General features: G+C 42.8%; 28 protein-coding genes, 1 tRNA gene and 1 other RNA gene. 24 read left to right on the top strand and 6 right to left on the bottom strand.

Annotated elements, in window-relative coordinates:
* Window positions 1-6 precede the first annotated feature (6 nt).
* From JOD21_RS13145 to JOD21_RS13135, 3 genes are read left to right on the top strand one after another with little or no spacing between them, the layout of a single operon-like run.
* The gene (locus tag JOD21_RS13145; protein WP_204730050.1) at window positions 7-591 is read left to right on the top strand and encodes a hypothetical protein; all 585 of its coding nucleotides are present in this window, start codon (window positions 7-9) and stop codon (window positions 589-591) included.
* Between the two features lie 11 nt (window positions 592-602).
* On the top strand, window positions 603-920 hold the full coding sequence (locus JOD21_RS13140) for a hypothetical protein (protein WP_204730049.1): 318 nt from the start codon (window positions 603-605) through the stop codon (window positions 918-920).
* Window positions 920-1,072, top strand: a complete 153-nt coding sequence (locus JOD21_RS13135) for a hypothetical protein (RefSeq protein WP_204730136.1) — start codon at window positions 920-922, stop codon at window positions 1,070-1,072. The genes JOD21_RS13140 and JOD21_RS13135 overlap by 1 nt, the downstream gene beginning before the upstream one ends.
* 97 nt (window positions 1,073-1,169) lie before the next feature.
* On the opposite strand, the gene JOD21_RS13130 is transcribed toward JOD21_RS13135, so the two are convergent.
* Entirely contained in the window at window positions 1,170-1,964 is a 795-nt protein-coding gene (locus JOD21_RS13130) for a DUF4393 domain-containing protein (RefSeq protein ID WP_204730048.1), read from the bottom strand.
* Window positions 1,965-2,194: 230 nt separating this feature from the next.
* Window positions 2,195-2,410 (bottom strand): helix-turn-helix domain-containing protein, encoded by a 216-nt coding sequence (locus tag JOD21_RS13125; protein ID WP_204730047.1) that lies wholly within the window; start codon window positions 2,408-2,410, stop codon window positions 2,195-2,197.
* Window positions 2,411-2,516: 106 nt separating this feature from the next.
* Here JOD21_RS13125 and xerA point away from each other — a divergent pair, with 106 nt between their 5' ends.
* From xerA to JOD21_RS13095, 6 genes are all read left to right on the top strand, one after another.
* The gene (xerA, locus tag JOD21_RS13120; RefSeq protein WP_204730046.1) at window positions 2,517-3,506 is read left to right on the top strand and encodes a site-specific tyrosine recombinase/integron integrase; all 990 of its coding nucleotides are present in this window, start codon (window positions 2,517-2,519) and stop codon (window positions 3,504-3,506) included.
* Window positions 3,507-3,578: 72 nt separating this feature from the next.
* A complete protein-coding gene (locus tag JOD21_RS13115; RefSeq protein ID WP_204730045.1) occupies window positions 3,579-3,956 on the top strand; it encodes a hypothetical protein in 378 nt (125 codons plus the stop codon).
* A 10-nt stretch (window positions 3,957-3,966) separates the two neighbouring features.
* Window positions 3,967-4,251: a phage holin gene (locus tag JOD21_RS13110; protein ID WP_052474159.1), complete on the top strand. Its 285-nt coding sequence runs from the start codon at window positions 3,967-3,969 to the stop codon at window positions 4,249-4,251.
* Entirely contained in the window at window positions 4,248-5,348 is a 1,101-nt protein-coding gene (locus JOD21_RS13105; RefSeq protein WP_204730044.1) for a M15 family metallopeptidase, read from the top strand. The genes JOD21_RS13110 and JOD21_RS13105 overlap by 4 nt, the downstream gene beginning before the upstream one ends.
* A gap of 96 nt (window positions 5,349-5,444) precedes the next feature.
* A complete protein-coding gene (locus tag JOD21_RS13100; protein WP_239581587.1) occupies window positions 5,445-5,666 on the top strand; it encodes a transcriptional regulator in 222 nt (73 codons plus the stop codon).
* Complete coding sequence (locus tag JOD21_RS13095) at window positions 5,667-6,005, top strand: YolD-like family protein (RefSeq protein ID WP_204730042.1); 339 nt, start codon at window positions 5,667-5,669, stop codon at window positions 6,003-6,005.
* A gap of 119 nt (window positions 6,006-6,124) precedes the next feature.
* Here the strand turns inward: JOD21_RS13095 and JOD21_RS13090 are convergent, their stop codons facing one another.
* Both JOD21_RS13090 and JOD21_RS13085 read right to left on the bottom strand, forming a co-directional pair.
* Window positions 6,125-6,742, bottom strand: coding sequence for a hypothetical protein (locus JOD21_RS13090; protein ID WP_204730041.1), 618 nt, complete (start codon window positions 6,740-6,742; stop codon window positions 6,125-6,127).
* Window positions 6,743-7,090: 348 nt separating this feature from the next.
* Window positions 7,091-7,162: transfer RNA gene (locus JOD21_RS13085), tRNA-Arg, on the bottom strand.
* Window positions 7,163-7,385: 223 nt separating this feature from the next.
* Between JOD21_RS13085 and clpP the strand changes: the two genes are divergently transcribed.
* The 10 genes from clpP to JOD21_RS13035 all read left to right on the top strand — a co-directional run bounded on the left by clpP (window position 7,386) and on the right by JOD21_RS13035 (window position 16,965).
* Entirely contained in the window at window positions 7,386-7,988 is a 603-nt protein-coding gene (gene clpP, locus JOD21_RS13080) for an ATP-dependent Clp endopeptidase proteolytic subunit ClpP (RefSeq protein ID WP_041123170.1), read from the top strand.
* Between the two features lie 89 nt (window positions 7,989-8,077).
* Entirely contained in the window at window positions 8,078-8,317 is a 240-nt protein-coding gene (locus JOD21_RS13075) for a glutaredoxin family protein (protein WP_204730040.1), read from the top strand.
* Between the two features lie 177 nt (window positions 8,318-8,494).
* Window positions 8,495-9,520, top strand: a complete 1,026-nt coding sequence (locus JOD21_RS13070; RefSeq protein WP_204730039.1) for a sugar-binding transcriptional regulator — start codon at window positions 8,495-8,497, stop codon at window positions 9,518-9,520.
* A gap of 133 nt (window positions 9,521-9,653) precedes the next feature.
* The gene (gap, locus tag JOD21_RS13065) at window positions 9,654-10,664 is read left to right on the top strand and encodes a type I glyceraldehyde-3-phosphate dehydrogenase (protein ID WP_041123167.1); all 1,011 of its coding nucleotides are present in this window, start codon (window positions 9,654-9,656) and stop codon (window positions 10,662-10,664) included.
* Window positions 10,665-10,803: 139 nt separating this feature from the next.
* Window positions 10,804-11,988, top strand: coding sequence for a phosphoglycerate kinase (locus JOD21_RS13060; RefSeq protein ID WP_204730038.1), 1,185 nt, complete (start codon window positions 10,804-10,806; stop codon window positions 11,986-11,988).
* 21 nt (window positions 11,989-12,009) lie between these two features.
* Window positions 12,010-12,771, top strand: coding sequence for a triose-phosphate isomerase (gene tpiA, locus JOD21_RS13055; protein WP_204730037.1), 762 nt, complete (start codon window positions 12,010-12,012; stop codon window positions 12,769-12,771).
* Window positions 12,764-14,296, top strand: coding sequence for a 2,3-bisphosphoglycerate-independent phosphoglycerate mutase (gene gpmI / locus JOD21_RS13050; RefSeq protein ID WP_204730036.1), 1,533 nt, complete (start codon window positions 12,764-12,766; stop codon window positions 14,294-14,296). Before tpiA ends, gpmI begins: the two co-directional genes overlap by 8 nt.
* A 468-nt stretch (window positions 14,297-14,764) precedes the next feature.
* Window positions 14,765-16,057, top strand: a complete 1,293-nt coding sequence (eno, locus tag JOD21_RS13045; RefSeq protein ID WP_204730035.1) for a phosphopyruvate hydratase — start codon at window positions 14,765-14,767, stop codon at window positions 16,055-16,057.
* A 105-nt stretch (window positions 16,058-16,162) separates the two neighbouring features.
* Window positions 16,163-16,600 (top strand): cell wall hydrolase, encoded by a 438-nt coding sequence (locus tag JOD21_RS13040; RefSeq protein ID WP_204730034.1) that lies wholly within the window; start codon window positions 16,163-16,165, stop codon window positions 16,598-16,600.
* Between the two features lie 215 nt (window positions 16,601-16,815).
* Window positions 16,816-16,965 carry a DUF1540 domain-containing protein gene (locus tag JOD21_RS13035; protein WP_204730033.1) on the top strand — a complete coding sequence of 50 codons (150 nt, stop codon included), beginning with the start codon at window positions 16,816-16,818 and terminating at the stop codon, window positions 16,963-16,965.
* Between the two features lie 41 nt (window positions 16,966-17,006).
* Here JOD21_RS13035 and JOD21_RS13030 read toward each other — a convergent pair whose 3' ends face one another.
* The gene (locus tag JOD21_RS13030; protein ID WP_204730032.1) at window positions 17,007-17,798 is read right to left on the bottom strand and encodes an ABC transporter permease; all 792 of its coding nucleotides are present in this window, start codon (window positions 17,796-17,798) and stop codon (window positions 17,007-17,009) included.
* Window positions 17,791-18,744: an ATP-binding cassette domain-containing protein gene (locus JOD21_RS13025; RefSeq protein ID WP_204730031.1), complete on the bottom strand. Its 954-nt coding sequence runs from the start codon at window positions 18,742-18,744 to the stop codon at window positions 17,791-17,793. Before JOD21_RS13025 ends, JOD21_RS13030 begins: the two co-directional genes overlap by 8 nt.
* 167 nt (window positions 18,745-18,911) lie before the next feature.
* Here JOD21_RS13025 and secG point away from each other — a divergent pair, with 167 nt between their 5' ends.
* From secG to ssrA, 5 genes are all read left to right on the top strand, one after another.
* Window positions 18,912-19,145, top strand: a complete 234-nt coding sequence (gene secG, locus JOD21_RS13020) for a preprotein translocase subunit SecG (RefSeq protein ID WP_041123159.1) — start codon at window positions 18,912-18,914, stop codon at window positions 19,143-19,145.
* Between the two features lie 615 nt (window positions 19,146-19,760).
* Window positions 19,761-20,513, top strand: coding sequence for an alpha/beta hydrolase (locus JOD21_RS13015; RefSeq protein ID WP_204730030.1), 753 nt, complete (start codon window positions 19,761-19,763; stop codon window positions 20,511-20,513).
* A gap of 24 nt (window positions 20,514-20,537) precedes the next feature.
* Window positions 20,538-22,856: a ribonuclease R gene (gene rnr, locus JOD21_RS13010; RefSeq protein ID WP_204730029.1), complete on the top strand. Its 2,319-nt coding sequence runs from the start codon at window positions 20,538-20,540 to the stop codon at window positions 22,854-22,856.
* A gap of 52 nt (window positions 22,857-22,908) precedes the next feature.
* Window positions 22,909-23,373, top strand: coding sequence for an SsrA-binding protein SmpB (smpB, locus tag JOD21_RS13005; protein ID WP_041123156.1), 465 nt, complete (start codon window positions 22,909-22,911; stop codon window positions 23,371-23,373).
* A 129-nt stretch (window positions 23,374-23,502) separates the two neighbouring features.
* Window positions 23,503-23,860, top strand: a transfer-messenger RNA (tmRNA) gene (ssrA, locus tag JOD21_RS13000).
* The last annotated feature ends 449 nt before the right edge of the window (window positions 23,861-24,309 follow it).

Genomic DNA, 24,309 nt, shown 5'->3' with positions numbered 1-24,309 from the left:
GTTTGCATGGCTAAAAAAACGTGGATTAATATATCCGGTACATGGACTGAAGTGAAAAACGTGTGGCAGAATGTCGGCGGTGTGTGGAAAGAAAAGGTGTTGCCGAAGGGTAATATCTCAGGTGTTTGGAAAGAGTTTATGCAATACCTGGTACAAATATATAAAGAGGGAACTGAATTCACTCCTTTAGTCGAAGGTATTAATGTAAGTACAAATAAAGAAGTTGAAAGAAACGCGGGTTATATTAGATTATACTGTGTTAATTCTGACGCTAGTGGTACGGGAATAAACGGTGGAGGGCAATTAGCGCTAGTAACAGACCAACCCCTAGATTTAACTAACTTCTCTACTGTAATTATTGATTGGGGGACTACTCTTACAGCCGGGAAAAGTCATTTGATTGTTTCGTCCGTAAAAAATGGGGATTTCAATACATTTGAGGCTAAGCGAACCCGTGACGGTTCATTTAATAGGGTGGTCGAATCTTTAGATGTAAGTGGTTTGACTGGGGAATTTTATATTAGATTTCATATTCAATCCACTTATAGAACTGGATACATGTCTTATCTTTATGAATTGCGTGTAGAATAGGAGGGTTTAATTTGGTTTATTTAGAGTATGAAATCAATACAAAACAAGTAGTTGAAATCCACGAATCAGAACCTACTCTGTTAACTGGTTACGACTACGCTATCAGTGAGCAGTATGCACTTGGGGATGAATTTGAGAAAACAATCTGGATTAATAGTGTGGATGAAAATAAAAATCTTGTATCAGATTCAGCGATCCGTAACAATCCACAAGCCAAACGGTTGCTTGAAGAAAACGAGCAGTTAAAAGCTAAGGCACAAATGCAAGACGCAACAATGGAAGAACTAATGTTTATCATCATACCTGAACTAAATGGAGGAGGAATTTAATGATGGCAATGTATATCGCAACAAAAATTATGGACGGTAGTCAGCAGTATTCATACGTATTCAGCATCAGTCTTTACAAACGTTACCAAGCGGACGTAGACGCAATTCTAATCGGCGAAGGACGGGAAGATTTAATCGTTACTGTTGAATAATCGGAATTTTATGCGTCGTAGAAAGCACCATTGAATAGGTGTATTTTTTATGCGAAAAAGAGCAGCTTTTAAATAATCCAGCTGCTCTCTTTCATAGTTAATCTATGCATGTTTTATAAAAGTTTTCACCAAATTGAGTCCGACATAAAGTTCCGCGTTTTACTTCGGAACGCATATTATTATTTTCAATAAATTGCATTTCAGCTTTAAATTTTTGATGTTCATAAATTGGCTCATAAGAGTTTGGTAATGTAGCATATGATGTATAATTGATATCAATAAGCCCTAATCTAACCAAGTTGTTTATATAACTTGGCCCAAGCTCAGGGTACTCACAATTAATTGAATATGGTATTACCGTGAATTCTTGCAGTCGATAGGTATAATGATCATCATTTTGATTTAATGCTCTTAGTTTAATTACTGCTCGAGACATGTGATTTGTAAAGGTAGCAAAAATTTTAGCTTCATCTGGAGTAAGCTGTTTTAAGATTTCTACAAACGAAGGGTGGGCTCTTTTTGCTTGTTCTTTATCCATGGCAGAAGCTATTAGACTGGTATACATCTCTCTAATCTCCTCTTTATGAGCATTATATCTTAATGACTCTATAGCAGGAACTGCTACAGATGGATCCGGAGTAATGATATTTTCTACAGGGACATTTTCTAGCTTTTCAGTTAGTTTTTTATCCAGGTGTTCAGAAATTTGATCATATCCCCATACCAACGCTTTTAGTGGAGAGATTGCTACATTTACTACTTGAGCTAATGTATGAAGACCTTTACCTAACTCCTTAGCGGCGGGTTGTAAAGCATCTTCATAAACCGGTACAGCTTCTACTATGCCTTTGATTGCATCTGCAGTATCTTTTATATTACTGTTTCCATCCATTATCTTCACCTCCTTATGTTCATAGTACTAGAAAATTTATGGTACACATAGGAGAATTTGTAAAGGAGGGTTATAATTGAGGGTTTTCAGACTAATTAAAAGTTATATTGCAGTAAATTATCATCTAAAGAAATTTAATAAGTATAGTGACGGCAAAATTACAAAAGCGTATCATTTAGAGGCATTGAGTTATTACAAACAAAAGCATTCCAAATAAAAGAGCAGCCGGATCACTCCGATTGCTCTTTTTCCAATTTTAAAACGTCTGTTATTTCACATTCCAAAGCTTCGCATATCTTGGCTAACCTATCCAGTGGAAATCTTACAGCTTTGTTATTACACATTAAATTGATCGCAGGCTGAGGAATATTAGTTAACTTCGACAGTTGATGTTGAGAAATGCTCCTTGAGTCAAGCACATTTTGTAAAGTCACTACAACACGCATTGAATCACTCCTTATAAGTTGATATGTTTAAAATATCACTTATCACTTGATATGTAAAACCTATTACTGTATGATATGTTTAACATATCAAAAAGGGGTGGTTACGATGCAAAAATCAAATGAACAGTTAATCACAGAGCTTGTCGGATTTGTTTCTGAAATGGTGCCAGTCAATGTTGAGGATATGAGAGGTAAGCTGTCTGGTTTACTATCTACTTATGCAGTTGAAAAGGTAGAGGATGATGAGACTCATCCTGACCTTACTGACAACGTGAAATTGTATCTCGCAAATAAAAAACTTGAAGGTATGGCACTCAATAGTCTCAAATCATATAAATATGAGCTGAACACATTTTCAAGTTTTGTTAAAAAGCGAACAGAGGACATCACGGCAGGAGACATCAGAATATATCTTGCGCAATTCGAACATCTTAAACTATCATCACTGAGTAAGAAACTGACAGTATTAAAATCGTTCTTTGGCTGGATCACCGGTGAAGAGATTATTTTAAGAGATCCTACTAGCCGGCTGAAAGCTCCTAAAAAGGAGCAGAGAGCACCGAAATCACTTTCTATCGAAGAACTCGAGATGCTGAGAGAAGTTTGCAAGCTTCCGCGTGAAAGGGCAATGCTTGAAGTATTTTATGCTACTGGCTGCCGACTATCTGAAATTCAGGCGCTTAACAAAGATGACATCAACCTACAGTCAATGAGCTGCCGAGTAATCGGTAAAGGGAACAAGGAGCGTGAAGTCTTTTTCTCCTTTAAGGCAATGTATCACCTGAGAAAATACTTAATGACACGTACTGATGATCAGGAAGCATTATTCATTACACTGAGAAAGCCGTATCGTAGAGTGGGGCACCGGGCAATTCAACGGGAATTCAAGAGAATCGCGGAACGAATTGGATTGGGCCACAAAGTCCACCCTCATGTTTGCAGGCATACATTTGCCACATTGACGCTGAACAATGGTGCTGACATTGTTGCTGTGCAGCAGCTTCTAGGACATAGCAGTCCAGCAACGACCCAGACGTATGCAATTTTATCAGATGAGAGAAAAAGAGAGCAACATAAAAAATATCTTGTGCAGTAATTGAAAGACTCGGCCCATTCGCCGGGTCTTTTTATGTCGGGTTATTTCAAATCTACTATTAGGGGGTCAACAATGAGTGGAGGCACAGACATGGGAACATCAACTGACGTATATATCAAGTTAATAGAAGGCATGTCAGAGATGCGTGGAGACGTAAAGGCCATGGCAGAAGTACTGAAGTCATTTAACGAAAAGTTTGATGATATGAAACAGGACGTTAAAGAGATCAAAGAGATTGCGACTGAAGCCGGTAACGTTGCAAAGAATGCTCAAAATCAAGCCGATTCTGCACACATTCGATTGGATAAGCTTGAAGAAGCTCAAAAGGAAACACAAAAAGCTCAACAGGAAGCACGCAAAGAACAACGTACTCAAAAACGTTGGATCATAACTAGCGTGATTGCAGTTATTGCGATTGCCGTTCCACAAGTTTTTAATCTTATCTTTTAGGAGGAAAATCATGAAAATTAACTGGAAAGTACGTTTTAAAAGTAAAGAGTTTTGGATTCGCTTAATTATTGCTGTGTTCGGTCCAATCCTAGCGTATTTCGGTCTTTCGATTGATGATCTAACAACATGGCAAAGTGTTGGTGATCTTTTGATTAATGCTGTATCAAATCCAGCAGTCATTATCGCTGTGATTTTAAGCGTGCTGAATATCTTTCCGGATCCCACAACTGCAGGTCTGTCTGATAGTAAGCAAGCACTTACGTATAAAGCACCGCGGAAGGATGGATTTAAATGAGTAGAGTATCATTACAAACGCTCATTGACCGCAGTGTGCGTAATATGGGCGCTGTCATGCCTCAGATCCGGACACTTGCTGTTGAACTAATAACACGTTCATATAATGAGGGTATTCACGTTCAAATCAGTTCAGGTTATCGTTCCAATACTCAACAAGCTTCTATATACGGAATGGGCCGGCCAAACTACTGGTGGAACGGAAAGCACTATGGAAATACAGGCAGCATCGTTTCAAACGCTCAGCCTGGCCAATCCGTGCATAATTACGGATTGGCCATTGATTACTTTTTAGTCTCAAATGATGGTTTAAAAGCAATCTGGGTTGTAAACGCCCAATGGCGTCGGGTTGCTCAAATCGGAAAGTCATTAGGTTTCACATGGGGTGGAGACTGGAAGGGGTTTGTGGATGCGCCGCATTTGGAATATACGAAGGGATTAACCTGGAGAGACCTACAAGCTGGCAAGCGGCCATCATTCGGAAGTGTACAAGCAGCTGCAGAGCGTGACTATCTTGAAAATGGTGATGAAGGTGCAGCAGTAGAAGAAATGCAGAAGCTATTGATTGCGCTTGGCCATAAGATCACAGCTGATGGCATATTCGGACCTGCAAGCGAAGCAGCGTTAAAAGCTTTTCAGTCTAGTAGAAAACTATCTGCAGACGGTGTATATGGTCCGCAGTCTAAGAAAGCACTTCAAGCAGCAGTCAAACCACCTGCAGTACCAGGTGCAAGTGCGCCAACTAAAAATGACCCTAAGGAGGAAACCATTTTGTTCAAACCAAATAGTCCTACATTTAGAAAAGAGACAATCAAATTATTTGAAGATGCTCATACAGTGGGTATTTTCAGTTCAAGAGAACATGCTGAACAGACAGAGAAAGGTGATATCTCTGAGTCAGATGCTATTGGTGCAATTGCTACTATATTGAATCGTGTTGGCATTCTTCAGGATCCAAACGCTGAACCGTATCCAGCTCACAAAGATGCAACTGAATGGGTGAAAGAGAAGGGCATATCAGACGGATCCAGACCGACCCTGCCTGCTACCCGACAGCAAGTTAACCAAATGTTCTATAATTACGATAAACAAAAATAAGTTTAAGCCCTTAGCCATAGAATTGGTTGAGGGCTTTTATTTTGTTTACAAAAAGAACGTTTGTTCGTATAATCAGATCAAAGGGAGGGAATAATGATGAAGGATAAGCTATTGAAGTACCAGCAGCAGGGCTACACCTTGAAAATGATTTATATGGATAAGAGCGGCAGATGCTCAAAACGTAGAATCAAAATACGGAATATTGGTGATACCTCATTCAATGCATTCTGTTTAAAGCGTGGAGCGGTACGCAACTTTCAATATGATAATGTTCTTTCAATTGTTCCTGTAATCAAACGTGAAAGTATGGTGGTTTAAATGGATGATCAAAATAGAGACCGGGGAACAATCAAATGGACCAGTATGATGCTGCCTGAACATGTGGGTCAGCTGCGTGACTTCTTTGAGTATGAGTACAATGCAGAAAAGCAACCGATCATGGATGAACAGATGATGGAGATGATCTTCTTGACGATCCAAGAGTCAATGGAGTTTGACCAGGAAGTAGAAATCAAAATATTTAAAGGTCATAAAAAGGAGTCACTGACTGGTAAAGTGAAAATGATTGAATATCAGCAGCGTTACATACTAATCCAAGCTAATTCAGGTGAAGCGAAAATCAAATTTGATTACGTAGTCGGAATTAATCATGCATGATAGACGATCCGCCAACCATTCGTTAGATTGAACATGCTTTTTTGTCTCAGATATTAAAGATTAAAGTTATTCATTACATAAAACAAAAATACAAGCCCTCTTGAGAGCTTGTATTGGATTTAATATTTTATTTCCAACAGAGTTTTATCCATCTGGCTTTCATTCGCTAAAACGCTCTCGCTGTCTACTGCATCTACACCGCGATATGTGTATTTAGTATTTTGAATAAAATCAAACGCGAATTTATCCTCCGGGAGCTGTTCTGAATCGTCGTAAAAACTTTCTACTACTTGAGCCTTAAATAAGTTCTTAAGCATATATTCATGATCAGTAACATCATCAAGGTATAACCCTTGGTAATACTCATCGATTATATCTTCAAGAAAAATATTTACTTCTTCTTGAGTAGTTTCATGAGATGCAGCTTGAATCATTATTTGGTCTGCCTTTTCGGTTTCAGAAGCATCTGAAGTAGCGATTTCACTAATAGTTGTTTCCCAAGTTGATACTTCTTCTTTGCTATCTTCTTGAATGTCTTGCCCTTCTTCACTTAAGTCCTCTTCAATCTCTGTAGGTTCCTCAGTGTTTTCTGTTGTAGATTCACTTTCAGTTTCTTCATTATCTAGATCCTCAGTAACATCTTGAGGCTCAGTTGGCGCTGAATTTTGAGATTCAGCTTCTGAGCTACAGCCGAAAAGAAAAACAAAAGCTGATGAAAGTAATAACAACCTTTTCAATTCAATCTCCTCCTATTATGTATTTACCAACAGTATACATGAATAGGATGTATTTGGTTTAAAAAAATAGTATGTGATAAAAGAATCCTCATCATAATAAATTCTAATACGGACAGACTCCAAATGTCTTAATGAACTCCATTATCAACTAACTTTCATTACCGGTTATCTTCTATATATAAGGGACTGCATTGATATTGGAAATGTGTAGTGTAATGTGTAGCAAAACTTTTGATTCTAAGCATTCAAATAAAAAAGCTCCTTTGACCAAAAGTCAAAAGAGCCTTGCTATGATAACGTTTTGATGAAATCAGACTTCATCAAAAGTATATCAAAATCATGATCTAACGCCCTCGAAGGGAATCGAACCCCTATCTCAAGAACCGGAATCTTGCGTCATATCCATTAAACTACGAGGGCATGTTTTAACAATGCTTTTCTATTATAATAAAGGAGTTTTCGGATTGCAAGCGAAGTTTTATATGAAAGAAGATGGTTTAGACTTGTTAATCAGCTACTCAGATGGGTATGATGAAAGGAAGAAAGAATAAGTCATTTTGTTTGACCTTATTTGACCTTCATTGTAAGATGACAGTACATATCGTTGCAACACCATCAAAGATTGTTAAAGGAGGATTTATCAATGAATTTAATTCCTACAGTTATTGAACAGACTAACCGCGGTGAGCGTGCTTATGACATTTATTCACGCCTGCTGAAAGACCGTATTGTGATGCTTGGAAGCGGAATTGACGATAACGTTGCGAACTCAATCGTTTCTCAGCTCCTATTCCTTGAAGCAGACAATCCGGATAAAGATATCTACCTATACATCAACAGCCCGGGCGGAAGCATTACAGCGGGTATGGCCATCTACGATACAATGCAGTTCATTAAGCCGAAAGTACACACGATCTGTATCGGTATGGCAGCATCAATGGGTGCATTCCTATTAGCTGCCGGTGAAAAGGGCCACCGTTATGCACTTCCAAATGCTGAAGTGATGATTCACCAGCCACTTGGTGGCGCACAAGGTCAGGCAACTGAAATTGATATCGCAGCAAAACGTATTCTGTTCCTACGCGAAAAGCTGAATAAGATTCTTGCTGAGCGCACTGGTCAGGATTTCGATACAATTGCGAAAGATACTGACCGCGATAACTTCATGACTGCTGAGCGTGCACTTGAATATGGTCTTGTTGATCAGATCATGGACCGCAATAAGTTAGCTGAAGACAAAAAATAATTCTTACGGGCCGGTCTCTTTTATGGGGACCGGCTTTTCAATTGAGCGAAGTCCGGGTCTGTCCCAGGCTTCCGTTGGGAGGCAACCACATGATCGTACATTTCTACACCCGCAAAAACTGCGGTTTATGTGAAGAGGGTAAGTTGATGCTTGAGCTGGCGCAGGAGGATCACGGTTTTGAGATTGTAGAACGTGATATTGATACGTCTGATGAGTGGACCGAGAAGTATGGGCTGATGATTCCAGTTGTTGAAGTAAACGGTGAGATCATCCAGGCTAGCAACATTGATTTTGTGACAATAAGTAAACGTTTTCAAAAAATGTCTTGACTTTATTTCTTGAAACGTTCTAAGAACCTTGCTATTATTAAATGTGTAGCAGGGATCTTTTTTTGGACTGAATGGGACATAATATGTCTATGTGGGACAAAAAATGACCAGGAACACTTCGATGTCAGGAATATGCCCGGGCCTTGAAGTGATGTTTCACTGAAAAGGAGCTTTGATATGGCAAACATAATTGACATCCAAAAGCGTCTGGTGCCTGACCTGCTAGATGAGATTCAACTAAAGTACCAGGTTTTGAGGTCAGTCAGGTTTTTACAGCCTGTCGGCAGAAGAAGTCTTGCACAGTCTCTTGGCATGACGGAACGCGTATTAAGAAAAGAAGTTGAGCAGTTAAAAGCTCAGGATCTGATCCATATTCATTCTTCAGGTATGAGCCTGACGAGAGATGGAATGGAAATTCTTATTCCGCTTGAACGCATGATCAATGAGATATCGGGTATAACCTTAATGGAGCAATCGCTAAAAGAAATGCTTCATGTGAAAGAGGTTATGATTGTACCCGGTGACAGTGATGATTCGCCGTGGGTGAAAGAAGAGCTTGGCAGAGCAGCAATTCAGAGTATGAAGCCTTTTGTCGGCACTGACACAGTGGTTGCAGTGACCGGGGGGACGACGATGTCTGCAGTAGCAGGCATGCTGACACCTGATTTTGCGACTCCGGAGACGTTGTTTGTTCCGGCGCGTGGCGGAATTGGTGAAGATGTTCAGAACCAGGCGAATACGATCTGCTCGACTATGGCACTCAAATCAGGTGCGAGGCACAGGGTATTATATGTGCCGGATCAGGTCAGCCGGGAAGTCTATGAAACGATAACTAAAGAGCCTGCCATTAAAGAAGTGATGTCACTCATTACATCAGCAGATCTTGTGCTCCATGGGATTGGCGACGCGCATACAATGGCAAAGCGCCGCAACACTACTGAAGAGCACTTTCGTACAATTTCAGATGGACAGGCTGTTGGCGAAGCATTCGGTTATTATTTTGATGTGGAAGGGAACATTGTCCATAAAGTAAAAACCATCGGGCTTCAGCTGAAAGACCTGAGCAATGTACCTAACGTATTTGCCGTTGCCGGAGGTCACTCTAAGGCACAGGCAATCCGCGCTTATTTTAAAGGCGCACCACAGACTTCTTCGACACTGATAACAGACGAAGGAGCAGCGAGAGAGCTTTTGAAAGGTTAAGTCCTTTTAAAATATAGGCTTTGTTAAAGACCAACATTGTTCTGGCACAGCTGGTGATTGCAGCGGAAATCAACAGCCCTCTTTAACAGAGCCAAACAGCACCATCCCCAAACATTCTAAGGAGGAATTATTCATGACAGTGAAAATTGGAATTAACGGATTTGGACGTATCGGACGTAACGTATACCGTGCAGCACTTAACAACCCGGACGTAGAGGTTGTAGCAGTAAACGACCTTACTGATGCAAATATGCTTGCACACCTTCTACAGTATGACTCAGTTCACGGCAAACTAGATCAGAAAGTAGAAGTTGATGGCGACGACAACCTTCTTGTTGACGGACACAAAGTAAAAGTACTTGCTGAACGCGACCCTGCAAACCTTCCGTGGGGAGACCTTGGCGTTGAGATCGTAATCGAATCAACTGGTATCTTCACTAAAGGTGAAGCTGCTGCCAAGCACCTTGAAGGCGGAGCGAAGAAAGTAATCATCTCTGCACCAGCTAACGGTGAAGATCTTACAGTGGTTATGGGTGTTAACGAAGACAAGTATGACCCAGCAAGCCACAATGTTATCTCTAACGCTTCTTGTACAACGAACTGCCTTGCACCATATGCGAAGGTTCTTAACGACAAGTTCGGTATCAAGCGCGGTATGATGACAACAGTTCACTCATACACAAATGACCAGCAGATTCTTGACCTGCCACACAAAGACTACCGTCGTGCGCGTGCTGCTGCTGAAAACATCATCCCAACTTCAACTGGAGCTGCAAAAGCAGTATCTCTTGTACTTCCAGAACTTGAAGGCAAGCTGAACGGTATGGCTATGCGTGTACCTACGCCTAACGTATCACTAGTTGACCTTGTAGTTGAGCTGGATAAGAACGTAACAGCTGATGAAATTAATGGTGCACTTAAAGAAGCTGCTGAAGGCAACCTTAAAGGAATCCTTGCATACAGCGACGAGCCACTTGTATCAACTGACTACAATGGCAACACAAACTCTTCAATCGTAGATGGTCTTTCTACTATGGTACTTGAAGATAACATGGTAAAAGTACTTTCTTGGTACGATAACGAAACTGGTTACTCAAACCGTTGTGTAGACCTTGCTGCTTACATGGCTGCTAAAGGACTGTAAGAAATACGGTTGAAAATAGAGTATGATTGGTCTTTCGACTGGTCATCCCTTATAATAAGAGGGTGAAACGGGGAGCGGGGAATGATCCCCACTCCCTTTTTTCATCCGCTTGCCAATATTTGAAGGAGGCCTGGATTCAATGAATAAGAAAAGCATGAAAGATGTTGATCTTAAAGGAAAACGGGTATTTTGCCGCGTCGACTTTAACGTACCGATGAAGGACGGAGAAGTAACTGACGACACACGCGTTCGCGCAGCCCTTCCTACGATCAAGTATTTAACAGAAGCAGGAGCTAAGGTCATTTTAGCGAGTCACCTGGGACGTCCTAAGGGTGAGGTTGTTGAAGAACTTCGTCTTGCACCAGTCGCTGCACATCTGTCTTCACTGATTGGAAAAGATGTGAAAACAGTTGAAGAAGCATACGGTGAAAAGGCGGAAGAAGCTGTTTCTTCACTAGAAGAAGGCGACATTCTTGTTCTTGAAAATGTGCGTTTCTATCCTGGTGAGGAGAAAAACGACGCTGAGCTTGCGAAGCATTTTGCTAACCTTGCAGATGTGTATGTTAATGATGCATTCGGTGCAGCACACCGCGCGCACGCTTCAACTGCAGGTATCGCAGCACATCTTCCGGCTGTATCAGGTCTGCTGATGGAAAAAGAGCTTGACGTGCTAGGTAAAGCTTTATCTAATCCGGAGCGTCCGTTCACAGCGATTATTGGCGGAGCAAAAGTAAAGGATAAGATCGGTGTCATTGATCATCTTCTTGATAAAGTGGATAACCTGATTATCGGCGGCGGACTTGCTTATACGTTTGTAAAAGCACAAGGCCACGAAGTTGGTAAATCTCTTTTAGAAGAAGATAAAATCGATCTTGCCAAAGAATTTATGAAAAAAGCAGAAGACAAAGGCGTGAAGTTCTATATGCCGGTCGATATCGTGGTAGCGGATGATTTCTCAAACGATGCCAATATTAAAGAAGTTTCAGTAGATGAAATTCCATCTGACTGGGAAGGTCTTGATATCGGACCGAAAACACGCGAATTGTACCGTGATGTGATCCTTCAGTCCAAGCTTGTGATCTGGAATGGACCAATGGGTGTATTTGAACTTGATTCATTTGCAAATGGTACAAAGGCGGTAGGACAGGCCCTTGCTGATGCACAGGATACATATTCTGTCATCGGTGGAGGAGACTCAGCTGCAGCAGTCGAAAAGTTCGGCATGGCTGATAAGATGAGTCATATCTCAACAGGTGGCGGTGCCTCTCTTGAGTTTATGGAAGGTAAAGATCTTCCAGGCGTTGTCGCACTAAACGATAAGTAAACCGGGAAAGGATGATTTTCAATGCGTAAACCGATTATTGCAGGAAACTGGAAAATGAATAAAACAGCATCTGAGGCAAAAGCTTTTACTGAAGAAGTTGCTTCAAAAGTACCTTCAAATGAGAAGGTGGATGCTGTAATCTGTTCACCGGCACTGTTTTTAGCAAACCTTGTGGATCTGACTAAGGATTCAGAAGCTGCTGTTGGTGCTCAGAACATGCACTTTGAGGAAAATGGAGCATTCACAGGGGAAACAAGCCCTGTGGCACTTCAGGACCTTGGTGTACAATATGTGATTCTTGGACACTCTGAACGCCGTGACATGTTCAGTGAAACGGATGAGTCAGTAAACAAGAAGACACATGCTGCATTCAAGCACGGACTTACACCAATCGTGTGTGTAGGTGAATCTCTTGATCAGCGTGAAAACAACGAAACAAAAGACTTTGTCGGCGGACAGGTGAAGGCTGCACTTGAAGGGCTATCTGAAGAACAGGTAAAACAGACAGTGATTGCATATGAGCCTATCTGGGCGATCGGCACTGGTAAATCTTCAACTGCAGAAGATGCAAATGAAGTATGTGCACACATCCGTTCAGTTGTTGCTTCAACTGTGTCAGAAGCTGCTGCAGAAGCAGTACGTATTCAGTATGGCGGCAGCGTAAAGCCTGCTAACATTGAAGAATACATGGCACAAAGCGATATTGACGGAGCACTTGTCGGCGGTGCAAGCCTTGAAGCAGATTCATTCCTTGCACTGGTGGAGGCTGGCGCAAATGCGTAAATCGCCAGTTGCTTTAATTATTCTTGACGGTTTTGCACTGCGCGATGAAACAAAAGGTAATGCAGTTGCAAAAGCAAACAAGCCGAATTTTGACCGTTACTGGGAAAACTATCCCCACAATACACTGACAGCATGCGGTGAAGCTGTCGGACTTCCGGATGGGCAGATGGGTAACTCAGAAGTTGGTCACTTAAATATCGGCGCAGGACGCACAGTCTATCAGAACCTGACGCGTATCAATATTTCAATTCGTGATAAGGAGTTTCATTCTATCCCGGAATTTCTCCGAGCGGTTGATAATGCTAAGCGTCATAACAAAGCACTTCATATTATGGGGCTGCTTTCTGATGGCGGCGTACACAGTCATTATGAACATCTCTTTGCACTGCTTGAGCTTGCAAAAGAGAATGGTCTGACAAAAGTTTACGTACACGGATTTTTAGATGGACGCGACGTGGCTCCTTCATCAGGTCTTCAGTATATTGCGGATGCTGAAGAGAGAATGAAAGAGATCGGCGTTGGTGAGTTCGCCTCAATTTCCGGCCGTTATTACGCAATGGACCGTGACAACCGCTGGGAGCGCGTTGAAAAGGCGTACCGTGTGATGGTTGACGGTACAGGTCCAACGTTTGATTCAGCGGCTGAAGGAATTCAGGCATCTTATGATGAAGAAGTCTATGATGAGTTTGTCATTCCTTTCGTTGTTGAAAAGAATGGTGAGCCAGTTGGCAGAATTGAAAGTCAGGATTCAGTGATCTTCTTCAACTTCCGTCCTGACCGTGCGATTCAAATGTCAACTGCACTCACAAACCCGGATTTCAAAGGTTTTGACCTTGGTCAGAACAAGCCTGAGAATCTGCAGTTTGTCAGCTTCACGCACTATAGTGATAAAGTGCGCGCTGATGTAGCATTTAAAGCAAAAGATCTGAAAAACACAATTGGTGAAGTCTTGTCAGCTGAAGGCCTTACGCAGCTGCGTATTGCTGAAACGGAAAAGTATCCTCACGTAACGTTCTTTATGAGCGGCGGACGTGAAGAAGAGTTCCCTGGCGAAGAACGGATCCTGATTGATTCACCTAAAGTGGCAACGTATGATCTGAAGCCTGAAATGAGTGCATATGAAGTGACGGACGCGTTACTTGATGCAATCAATGAAGACCGATTTGATGCGATCCTGCTGAACTTTGCGAATCCGGATATGGTTGGCCACAGCGGTATGCTTGAGCCGACTGTAAAAGCAATTGAAGCTGTAGACGAATGTCTTGGTAAGATTGTTGATTTGATTCATGAAAAAGGCGGACATGCCATTATCACAGCAGACCATGGTAACTCTGATGAAGTGATCACTTCTGAGGATAAGCCGATGACTGCGCATACGACAAATCCTGTACCGGTGATTGTAACGAAGGAAGGCGTGGAACTTCGCGAAGGCGGAATTCTCGGCGACCTTGCACCGACGATGCTTGAGTTGCTGAAGGTTGAAAAGCCTGAAGAAATGACTGGTGAGTCGCTTATTAAGAAGTAGGGTTTATAATAACCGCAGATCTACGCTCCAGGCAGATGCTTTCCGAGCGGTGGTCGCTGAGCCTCCTCGGCTTCGCCTGTGGGGTCTCAGCTGTCCCACTTATCGCTCCGGAGTCACTGCCTTCCGCTTCGATCTGCTGGATACTTCTATAATAAGGGAAGCAAAGGATCTTCCGGACTTTGTTTCATACACATGAAAGAATCAGTTATAAAGTTATTGATGCAGTGTAACTTCCGGCCTGCTGAGTAACAATGACATGAATGTTTTACGCACAAAGTTGTTTGGAGCGGAAGGGGGGACGACTCCAGCAGGAGAAGCGTGACAGGTGAGACCCCGCAGACGCACAGCGTCGAGGAGGCTCACCGCACGCCCTGCGGAAAGCGTTCCCCCCTGGAGCGGAAATCAACGGACAAATTATAAGAAGTAAAATATCCCGAAAAATCATTTAAAAAGAGGAGAGATTTTAACATGCCATTTATCGTAGATGTATACGCACGTGAAGTAATTGATTCACGCGGTAATCCAACAGTAGAAGTTGAAGTTTACACTGAAAGCGGCGCTTTTGGCCGTGCACTTGTTCCATCAGGTGCTTCAACAGGTGAATATGAAGCAGTAGAACTTCGTGACGGTGACAAGGACCGTTTCCTTGGTAAAGGTGTTCTTCAGGCAGTAGAAAACGTAAATAACGTAATCGCACCTGAACTGATCGACAGCTATTCAGTACTTGATCAGGTATCAATCGACCATGCAATGATCGAGCTTGACGGTACTGAAAACAAAGGTAAATTAGGTGCTAACGCAATTCTTGGTGTATCTATGGCAGTTGCACACGCAGCAGCAGATTACCTTGATGTACCACTTTATCAGTATCTTGGCGGATTCAACGCGAAGCAGCTTCCGGTTCCAATGATGAATATCCTGAACGGTGGAGAGCACGCTGATAACAACGTGGACATCCAGGAATTCATGGTTATGCCAGTTGGCGCTGAAACGTTCCGTGAAGGACTTCGTATGGGTGCAGAGATCTTCCATTCACTAAAATCAGTTCTTAAGGACAAAGGTCTTAACACTGCTGTAGGTGATGAAGGTGGATTTGCTCCAAACCTTGGTTCAAATGAAGAAGCACTTTCAACAATTATTGAAGCAATCGAAAAAGCAGGTTACAAGCCGGGAGAACAGGTTCTTCTTGCAATGGACGTTGCTGCTTCTGAGATCTTCAATAAAGAAGACGGCAAGTACCACCTTTCTGGAGAAGGCGTTGTGAAGTCTTCTGAAGAAATGGTGAACTGGTATGCTGAAATGGCTGACAAGTATCCAATCGTATCAATCGAGGATGGCCTTGATGAAAATGACTGGGACGGCTTCAAGCTGTTAACTGAAAAAATCGGTGACAGAGTTCAGCTTGTAGGTGACGATCTATTCGTTACAAACACTGAAAAGCTTTCACGTGGTATCGAGCAGGGAATTGGTAACTCAATCCTGATCAAAGTGAACCAGATCGGTACACTGACTGAAACATTTGATGCAATCGAAATGGCGAAGCGCGCAGGTTACACTGCAGTTATCTCTCACCGTTCTGGTGAAACTGAAGATGCAACAATCGCTGATATCGCTGTTGCAACAAATGCAGGACAAATCAAGACTGGTGCTCCTTCACGTACTGACCGCGTTGCGAAGTACAATCAGCTTCTTCGTATTGAAGACCAGCTGGGTGCAACAGCACAGTATCTTGGTGCTAAAACATTCTATAACTTAGGTTAATGTGAAAATCCCTTCTGTCAGTAATGACAGAGGGGATTTTTTGCGTTACCTGCTAAAAGACATCTTTCAAAGCGTTTTTCATACAATGATTGAGAGGTGAAAAACGTGACGAGAGTGAAACATACCAGCAAGGATATTGATCTGATCGCAAGGATGATGAGGGCTGAAGCTGAGGGTGAAGGAAAACTGGGTATGTTGATGGTTGGAAACGTCATCGTCAACCGGGCAGTTGCTGATTGTCTGGATTTCAGGGATGTCAGAACGATCAATGATGTCATCTTTCAGGTTCAGGGTGGAAATTATTCTTTTGAAGCCGTACAAAAAGGAAATTTATTTTACAGTCCGGCAAGAGATTTGGAGAGAGCCCTGGCAAGGCAGGTTGTGCAGTCCTGGAGGCAGCATCCTTCTAAGTATGCGCTGTGGTACTTCAATCCGTATGCTCCATGCCCACCGACATGGTATGATCAGCCATTTTCAGGACAGTTTAAGCAGCATTGTTATTACGAACCGCAGGCTAATACGTGTGAGAGTGTTTATAGATAAATACACGTTAAATGCATTTAAGAGATCCTCCTGTAAGTAAAAAATGGGAGGATTTTTTGTATGTTTAGAAAAAAGGACTGTGGACATAATATACATAACCTTAAGTAAACTGAATAAAAAGAATATTCAGTTTACTTAAGGTTTTTTGTCGGATATAATAAGAGTATGAAATCTCAGTACATTATTTGATTCTGCAAAAGAAGGAGGGGCTTTTGATGGAACAAATCATTATGTGCGAAGTGAACAGCTGCAAGTTTAACAAAGAAGGTACACGGTGCGGTGCACCCAAAATTCATGTTGCGCCACACAAAGGACGCGCCGAATCAAGTGATGAGACAGATTGTAAGACATACGAACATGTATAAGAATAAGCGGCTGCCGTGCGAAGCAGCCGCTTTTCTCTGTCTTAATCCGTGCTGACAGCTTTTTTAGCGGATACAGCTGAGAATGTGATTGTGATGCCGCATAGCCCTGCAATCACAAGGAAGCCGAGCACGATCGGCCACGTATCAGTGAAACCATCGATCAGCACAGTTCGCATTGCCTCAAATAAATAAGTAACAGGATTGATTGAAGCAGCGACCTTTAACCAGGCAGCATCAATCAGTTCATAAGGAACAAACGTCGTACTGAGAAAAATCAGCGGAAAGAAGATAAACGTTCCTGCCTGCGCTGACTGTGCGTTTTTGGCACGGAGCGCAACACCGACGGAATAGCCTGCAAACGCTAGTCCCCAGCCGAGTGTCAGTAATAAAACAACGACAACGCCCAGTGCTCCTCCAGCAACCTCAAGTCCCAGGAAGAATCCTACGCAAATGATCAGACCTGCCTGAATCACAAGCTGAAGCATGCCGGCAATAATCGGACCAAGCACAATCGCAAGCCGTGAGCTTGGTGTTAACAGCAGCCTTGAGAAAAATCCATTATCCAGATCCTTCACAAGCGCCTGACCAGCACCACCCGCTCCACCGATTGCTGCTGATACAATAGAAACAGGTAAGATGAAGGCAAGATAATTGGCCCCTTCAAATGCAGGCAGGTTGGCGATTCCGCTCAGTCCCGCTTCATAGACGAAAAGGAAAAACATGCTGATCGCAAGGTTCGGAATGAAAATGAGCGGATTTCTGAGAATCGTGACAATGCTCCGCTTTGTCATTACTAATGTGTCTGAAAAGAAATTACCCTGCTGTTTATTCATTGAGTCCACCTTCTTTCTGCTCATTGGTCACCTGAATAAATACATCATCCAGTGATGGTGGCTTCACATTCAGCTGGGCAGGGTGAAGGTTCCGTTCATCCAGTTTCCTGATCACATCAGCTAAAATAGACGTACCATTCTCAGCAAGGATCGTCACATCATTTTTCACGCGCTCAGTCTGATACTCATCAGATGCAACTGCCTCGTAAGCGCTGATTGCTTCATCTTCTTCATCAAACTGCAGCACAATGGCATCAAATCCCAGGGTGCGCTTCAGTTCAGCCGGCGTTCCTGTGGCGACAATCTGACCTTTATTAATAATTGAGATTCTGTCAGCCAGCTGATCGGCTTCTTCGAGGTATTGAGTTGTTAAAAAGATCGTGGTACCTTCTTCTTTATTCAGTCGCTTAATCTCCCGCCAGATCGCTTTACGATTTGCAGGATCGAGTCCTGTCGTCGGCTCATCAAGAAACAGAATCTTAGGCTGATGGACAAGTGTCATCGCAAGGTCCAGTCTTCGTCTCATCCCGCCGGAGTACTTCCCGCTCAGACGGTCAGCGTCTTCTGTAAGACCAACGAGTTCGAGCAGTTCCTCAGCACGCTTTTTTGCTTCTTTTTTTGAAAAGCCGAATAGTCTTGCTTGAAACTCAAGCAGTTCCCTGCCTTTTAAATCAGGGTCAATGCCGGTTTCCTGAAGCGCAACGCCAATAGAGAGTCTCACTTTTTCAGGATCCTTATTTACGTCATATCCTGCCACTTCGAGCTTGCCTGAAGTAGGCTTCAGCAGTGTCGTCAGCAGCTGGACAGTTGTAGATTTCCCTGCTCCATTGGGTCCGAGGAATGCAAAAAATTCACCGTCTGCTACGTTAAAGGACACCCCTCTGACCGCTTTCACATCACCTTTAAACGTTTTTTCTATATTTTCAACATGGATCGTCCCGTTCAATATTCTGACCTCCCGACATATGTGTCAATTTTAGTTTAATCATATGCTTATTAAAGAATTCTGACAAATGTGAGTGTTTTTTGTGAATGACAAAAACAAAGATTGTATGCCTTATGGGCGTATGATAAAATGGAACGAGTGTAAGGTCGGTTCAGGAGGTGGAACATATGGAAACATTATTAACTGTCCTATTAGTCATTGTATGTATCTCGTTGATCGTCGTGGTTCTTCTGCAGTCAGGTAAAAGTTCTGGTCTTTCAGGCGCCATTTCAGGTGGTGCTGAGCAGCTTTTCGGCAAGCAGAAAGCGCGTGGGATTGACCTTGTTTTAAACCGTATTACAATTGTTCTTTCGGTACTGTTTTTCGTTCTGACGATTTCAGTTGCCTTTGTTGTAAAATAAATGCTTGAAACCCGATCGGATGGTCGGGTTTTTATTTTTTTGTTTGATAAAAATTGAGTTGCGGATGTAACCGTTGAGCTGCGCTTCAGGGGGACGCTTTCCGGACGGTGGTTGCTGAGCCTCCTCGGCTACGCCTGTGGGGTCTCAGCTTCCCACTTATCGTCCCGGAGTCGCCCCCTTCCGCTACGCTCAACTTTGTGTGGTTTATAAATAGTTAGTAAGTACTTAACCCCCATTTTTAAGTTTGAGGGTGTGTTCGAAAACTTTCATAGTTATTAATACTACAACTGTCGTTTACCAAAATAATCCCATCAATTTAAAGAATGTAACCATTAGAAGTTAAGGTGCTTCTAAGGGTGTGATTTGTACATCATCTGATTATTGAAATGCGATTAGAGTGAATGGAGCGAAAGGGGGCGACTCCAGCAGGATAAGTCGGACAGGTGAGACCCCGCAGAGCGAAGCTCGAGGAGGCTCACCGCCGGCCCTGCGGAAAGCGTCCCCCTGAAGCGCAGTGAACGGCTTTTATGAAAATCAACAATGCGCACAAATAGCTTTCCGGCGCGTTTTCTACTAAAATAGAACAAGATGAAATTGCAATTGGAGTGACGGATGATGAAATTGAATTTACCAAAACCATTTACATTTGAAGGCGGGAAGCGTGCGGTGCTTTTACTGCACGGTTTTACAGGTAATTCTTCTGACGTAAGAATGCTTGGCCGCTTTTTAGAAAAAAACGGCTATACGTCACATGCACCTCACTATAAAGGGCATGGCGTCCCACCTGAGGAGCTTGTTGAGACAGGTCCCAAAGACTGGTGGAAGGATGTTGAAGAAGGCTACGAACACCTGAAGAGTCAGGGCTATGAGGAAATTGCCGTTGCAGGACTTTCACTTGGCGGTGTATTTTCACTGAAGTTAGGTTACACTGCTCCTGTAAAGGGTATCGTGACAATGTGTGCGCCGATGTACATTAAGAGTGAAGAAGTGATGTACAAAGGAGTTTTAGAGTACGCCCGCGAATTTAAGAAATATGAGAAAAAAGATGAGGATCAGATTGAAGCTGAAATGAAGGATTTTGAAAAGACGCCGATGAATACGCTGAAGGCACTTCAGGAACTGATCGGTGATGTGAGAAATTCTGTTGATATGATCTATACGCCAACTTTTGTTGTGCAGGGCAGACATGATCACATGATTAACACAGATTCAGCCAATATTATCTATGAAGGCATCGAAACTGATCAGAAGAAGCTGAAATGGTATGAGGAGTCAGGCCACGTGATTACGCTTGATAAAGAGAAGGAACAGCTGCATGAAGATGTGCTGGAGTTTCTTGATTCCCTTGACTGGTCAGTTGAAAAATAACAGCTGAAAATGGAGGGGTCGTCGATGGAAGAATCGGTGATGATAATGAAAGACAAGCTGCTGACATTTATGCGGGAGGAAGCATATAAACCGCTGACAGTGCAGGAGCTCGAGGAATCGTTCGGTATTCATGATTCTGCTGATTTCAAAGCCCTTGTAAAGTCACTTGTGATTTTAGAGGAAAAAGGTGAGATCGTCAGAACAAGAAGCAACCGTTACGGACTTCCTGAAAAAATGAATCTTGTACGCGGAACGCTTTCAGGACATGCGAAAGGGTTCGCTTTCCTGATTCCTGATGAGCCTGGCCGGAAAGATATCTTTATTCCGCCAAATGAATCCGCACACGCCATGCACGGAGATAAAGTGATGGTACGTGTGTCCCGTGAATCAAGAGGGGACCGCGAAGAAGGAACGGTTGTCCGTATACTAGAGCGCGGCACCAAGCAGGTCGTCGGAACGTATACAGAAAGTAAGAATTTCGGCTTTGTGATGCCGGATGATAAAAAGATGACAAGTGATATCTTTATTCCGAAAGAGGGAAGTAAGGGTGCAGTTGAAGGACATAAGGTAATTGTTGAAATTACTGCGTATCCTGATGGCCGTAACAGTGCTGAAGGTGAAGTCATTCAGATTCTCGGTCATAAAAATGATCCGGGTGTGGATATTTTATCGATCATTCATAAGCACGGCATTACGATTGAGTTTCCGGATGAAGTGATCCAGCAGGCGAATGATGTTCCTGATGAGATTGATCCGGCAGATCTGAAAGACCGTCGTGATCTCCGCGACGTAACAACCGTTACAATTGACGGGGCAGATGCGAAAGATCTGGATGACGCGATTTCACTCAGCAAACTGGATAACGGTAACTATAAGCTGGGCGTTCATATTGCGGATGTCAGCCATTACGTAACAGAACATTCCCCGATTGATGAAGAAGCATACGAGCGTGGGACAAGTGTCTACCTTGTGGACCGTGTGATTCCAATGATCCCACACCGACTGTCAAACGGAATTTGTTCACTGAACCCAAAAGTGGACCGTCTGACACTGTCATGTGAAATGGAAATCGATCAGAATGGCGGCGTCATTAATCATGAGATTTTCCAGAGTGTAATCCGTACAAATGAGCGGATGACGTATTCTGACGTGAATAAAATTCTTGTTGATGAAGATGAAGAGCTGATTGAAAAATATGAGCCGCTTGTGCCGATGTTCCGTGAGATGGAAAAGCTTGCAGCGATTCTGCGCGGTAAGCGTTTTGGCCGCGGGGCAATCGACTTTGATTTTAAGGAAGCGAAAGTCCTGGTGGATGAGGAAGGAAATCCGACTGATATCGGAATCCGCGAACGTTCTGTCGGTGAAAAGCTGATTGAGGAATTCATGCTTGCAGCGAATGAAACGGTTGCTGAGCACTTCCACTGGATGAACCTGCCGTTCATTTACCGGATTCACGAGGATCCAAAGGCTGAGAAGCTGGAGCGTTTCTTTGAGTTCATCACGAACTTCGGTATTACGGTAAAAGGTACAGGTAATGAAATACATCCGCGTGCGCTTCAGGAAATCATTGATGATATTCAGGGAACACCTGAAGAAATGGTCATTTCAACGATGATGCTGCGCTCAATGCAGCAGGCGAAGTATGATGAGAACAGCCTGGGGCACTTTGGTCTGGCGACTGATTTCTATACGCATTTCACTTCACCAATCAGACGTTACCCTGACTTAATCGTTCACCGCCTGATCAGAACGTATCTGATTAACAAAAAGGTGGACGAAAAGACGCAGCGCAGATGGTCTGAACAGCTGCCTGAAATTGCTGCACATACGTCAGGACGCGAGCGGCGCGCAGTTGATGCTGAACGTGAAACAGACGAGCTGAAAAAAGCTGAGTATATGATGGATAAGATCGGCGAAGAGTTTGACGGCGTCATTTCATCTGTCACAAACTTTGGTATCTTTGTAGAGCTGTCTAATACAATTGAAGGTCTTGTACACGTCAGCTATATGACTGACGACTATTATCGCTTTGATGAGCGTCATATGGCGATGATCGGTGAGCGGACAGGCAATGTCTTCAGAATCGGTGATGAGATTTCTATCCGCGTTGTCAACGTCAATAAAGACGAACGTGCGATTGATTTTGAAATTGTCGGTATGAAAGGAACGCCAAGAGTCCGCCGTGAAACAGCACGTGTTGTCGACAGCCGTGGCCGTGGCAAAACCAGTGACCGTGACAAAAAGAAAAAACGCAAGCGCGATGACGGCGGCAAGGGCGACAAGAAGAAGTTTTACAAAGGTGCGCCTAAGAATAAGAAGAATAAAAAGAAGAAGAGAAAGTAAGGTGCGGGGTCTGTTTCGACCCTGCTACCTTTAGATAGGGGGATTGTTACTCATGCCTAAAGGAGAAGGTAAATTACTCGCGCAGAATAAAAAGGCGCGTCATGACTATTTTATAGAAGAAACATTTGAAGCGGGGATCGTGCTTCAGGGAACAGAAATCAAATCAATCCGCAGAGGCCGTGTGAACCTGAAGGATTCGTTTGCGCGAATCAGTAATGGCGAAGTGTTTTTAAATAATGCGCATATCAGTCCTTATGAGGAAGGTAACCGTTACAATCACGATCCGCTTCGTGAAAGAAAGCTGCTTTTACACAAACAGCAGATTAATAAGTTAATAGGTCTGACAAAACAGCAGGGTTATTCAATCGTTCCGTTAAAGCTGTATATCAAAGACGGTTATGCGAAAGTGCTGATTGGTCTAGGTAAAGGTAAGAAGAAATACGATAAGCGCGAGACGCTGAAGAAGAAGGATGCAAAGCGTGAAGTGGCACGTGCACTGAAAGAGCGCCAGCGGTAAGGCTTTCCAGTTGAAAAAAGACGGTACTATGTTATAATTGATTATGCCGTTAACAGCGGCAGGACAACCGGATTAATTTTCCGGATCCCGTACTGAAACCAGGCGTATGCCTGATTTCATCCTTATCATGGGGACGTTACGGATTCGACAGGAATGGTTCGAGCTTGAGTTGCGAGTCGGAGGGATCGTCTCCGTCATCAACGTCAACACAAATAGTTAACAACGAACAAGATTACGCTCTAGCTGCCTAATAAGCACTTGAGGCCTCACTTGTCTATCACCCATGTAGACCTGCCTGAGGTTCACTTATAGTGGGATACGCAGTCTGCTACCACCTGAAGCAGCCTGAAGAGACTAATCAGGTTAGCCGTTCGGACGCCTGTCAGTTGGCATAAGTTACGGTGAATTGCGAATAGGCTGACTACGCTCGTAGAAGCTTAAGTATTGAAGTTTCTGGACGTGGGTTCGACTCCCACCGTCTCCACCAAATATATATTTGGTGGTTTTTTATTTGTCTTTTTTAAAGAGATCAATAAAATATAGGGATCACAAATAATCCTACTAAAATTCCAGCAATGAATATTAAAGGATAATACAATCTTTTACGCAATTTAGTTCATTCTTTCAAATAATAAACATGGTTAGTCGGTACTTGGCTTTTGTTCATTCTTAAATTAACTAAGTAAGAATGAAAAGTGATATAATTTGTTGCTGGTTTTTTATTCTTTAAAGTATCCCATTATATTTTTGTAATAATTAGTTAGTTGAACGTTCTCCTATCTCCACCAAATACATATTTGGTGGTTTTTTTATCTGAAAATCTGCTATTGCTGGATAGATTAGCGCCGTTAAATTTAGGGTAAAGTGTCACAGTACATTGAATGAGCTGGCTTATAGCTTCTAAAATAAGTGTCTTATATTCTGAAAAATAATGAC

It is taken from the genome of Jeotgalibacillus terrae (genome assembly GCF_016908195.1).
Lineage (GTDB): Bacteria > Bacillota > Bacilli > Bacillales > Jeotgalibacillaceae > Jeotgalibacillus > Jeotgalibacillus terrae.
The sequence above is the reverse complement of the archived record's forward strand: the minus strand, read 5'-3'. Positions and strand labels throughout refer to the sequence as shown.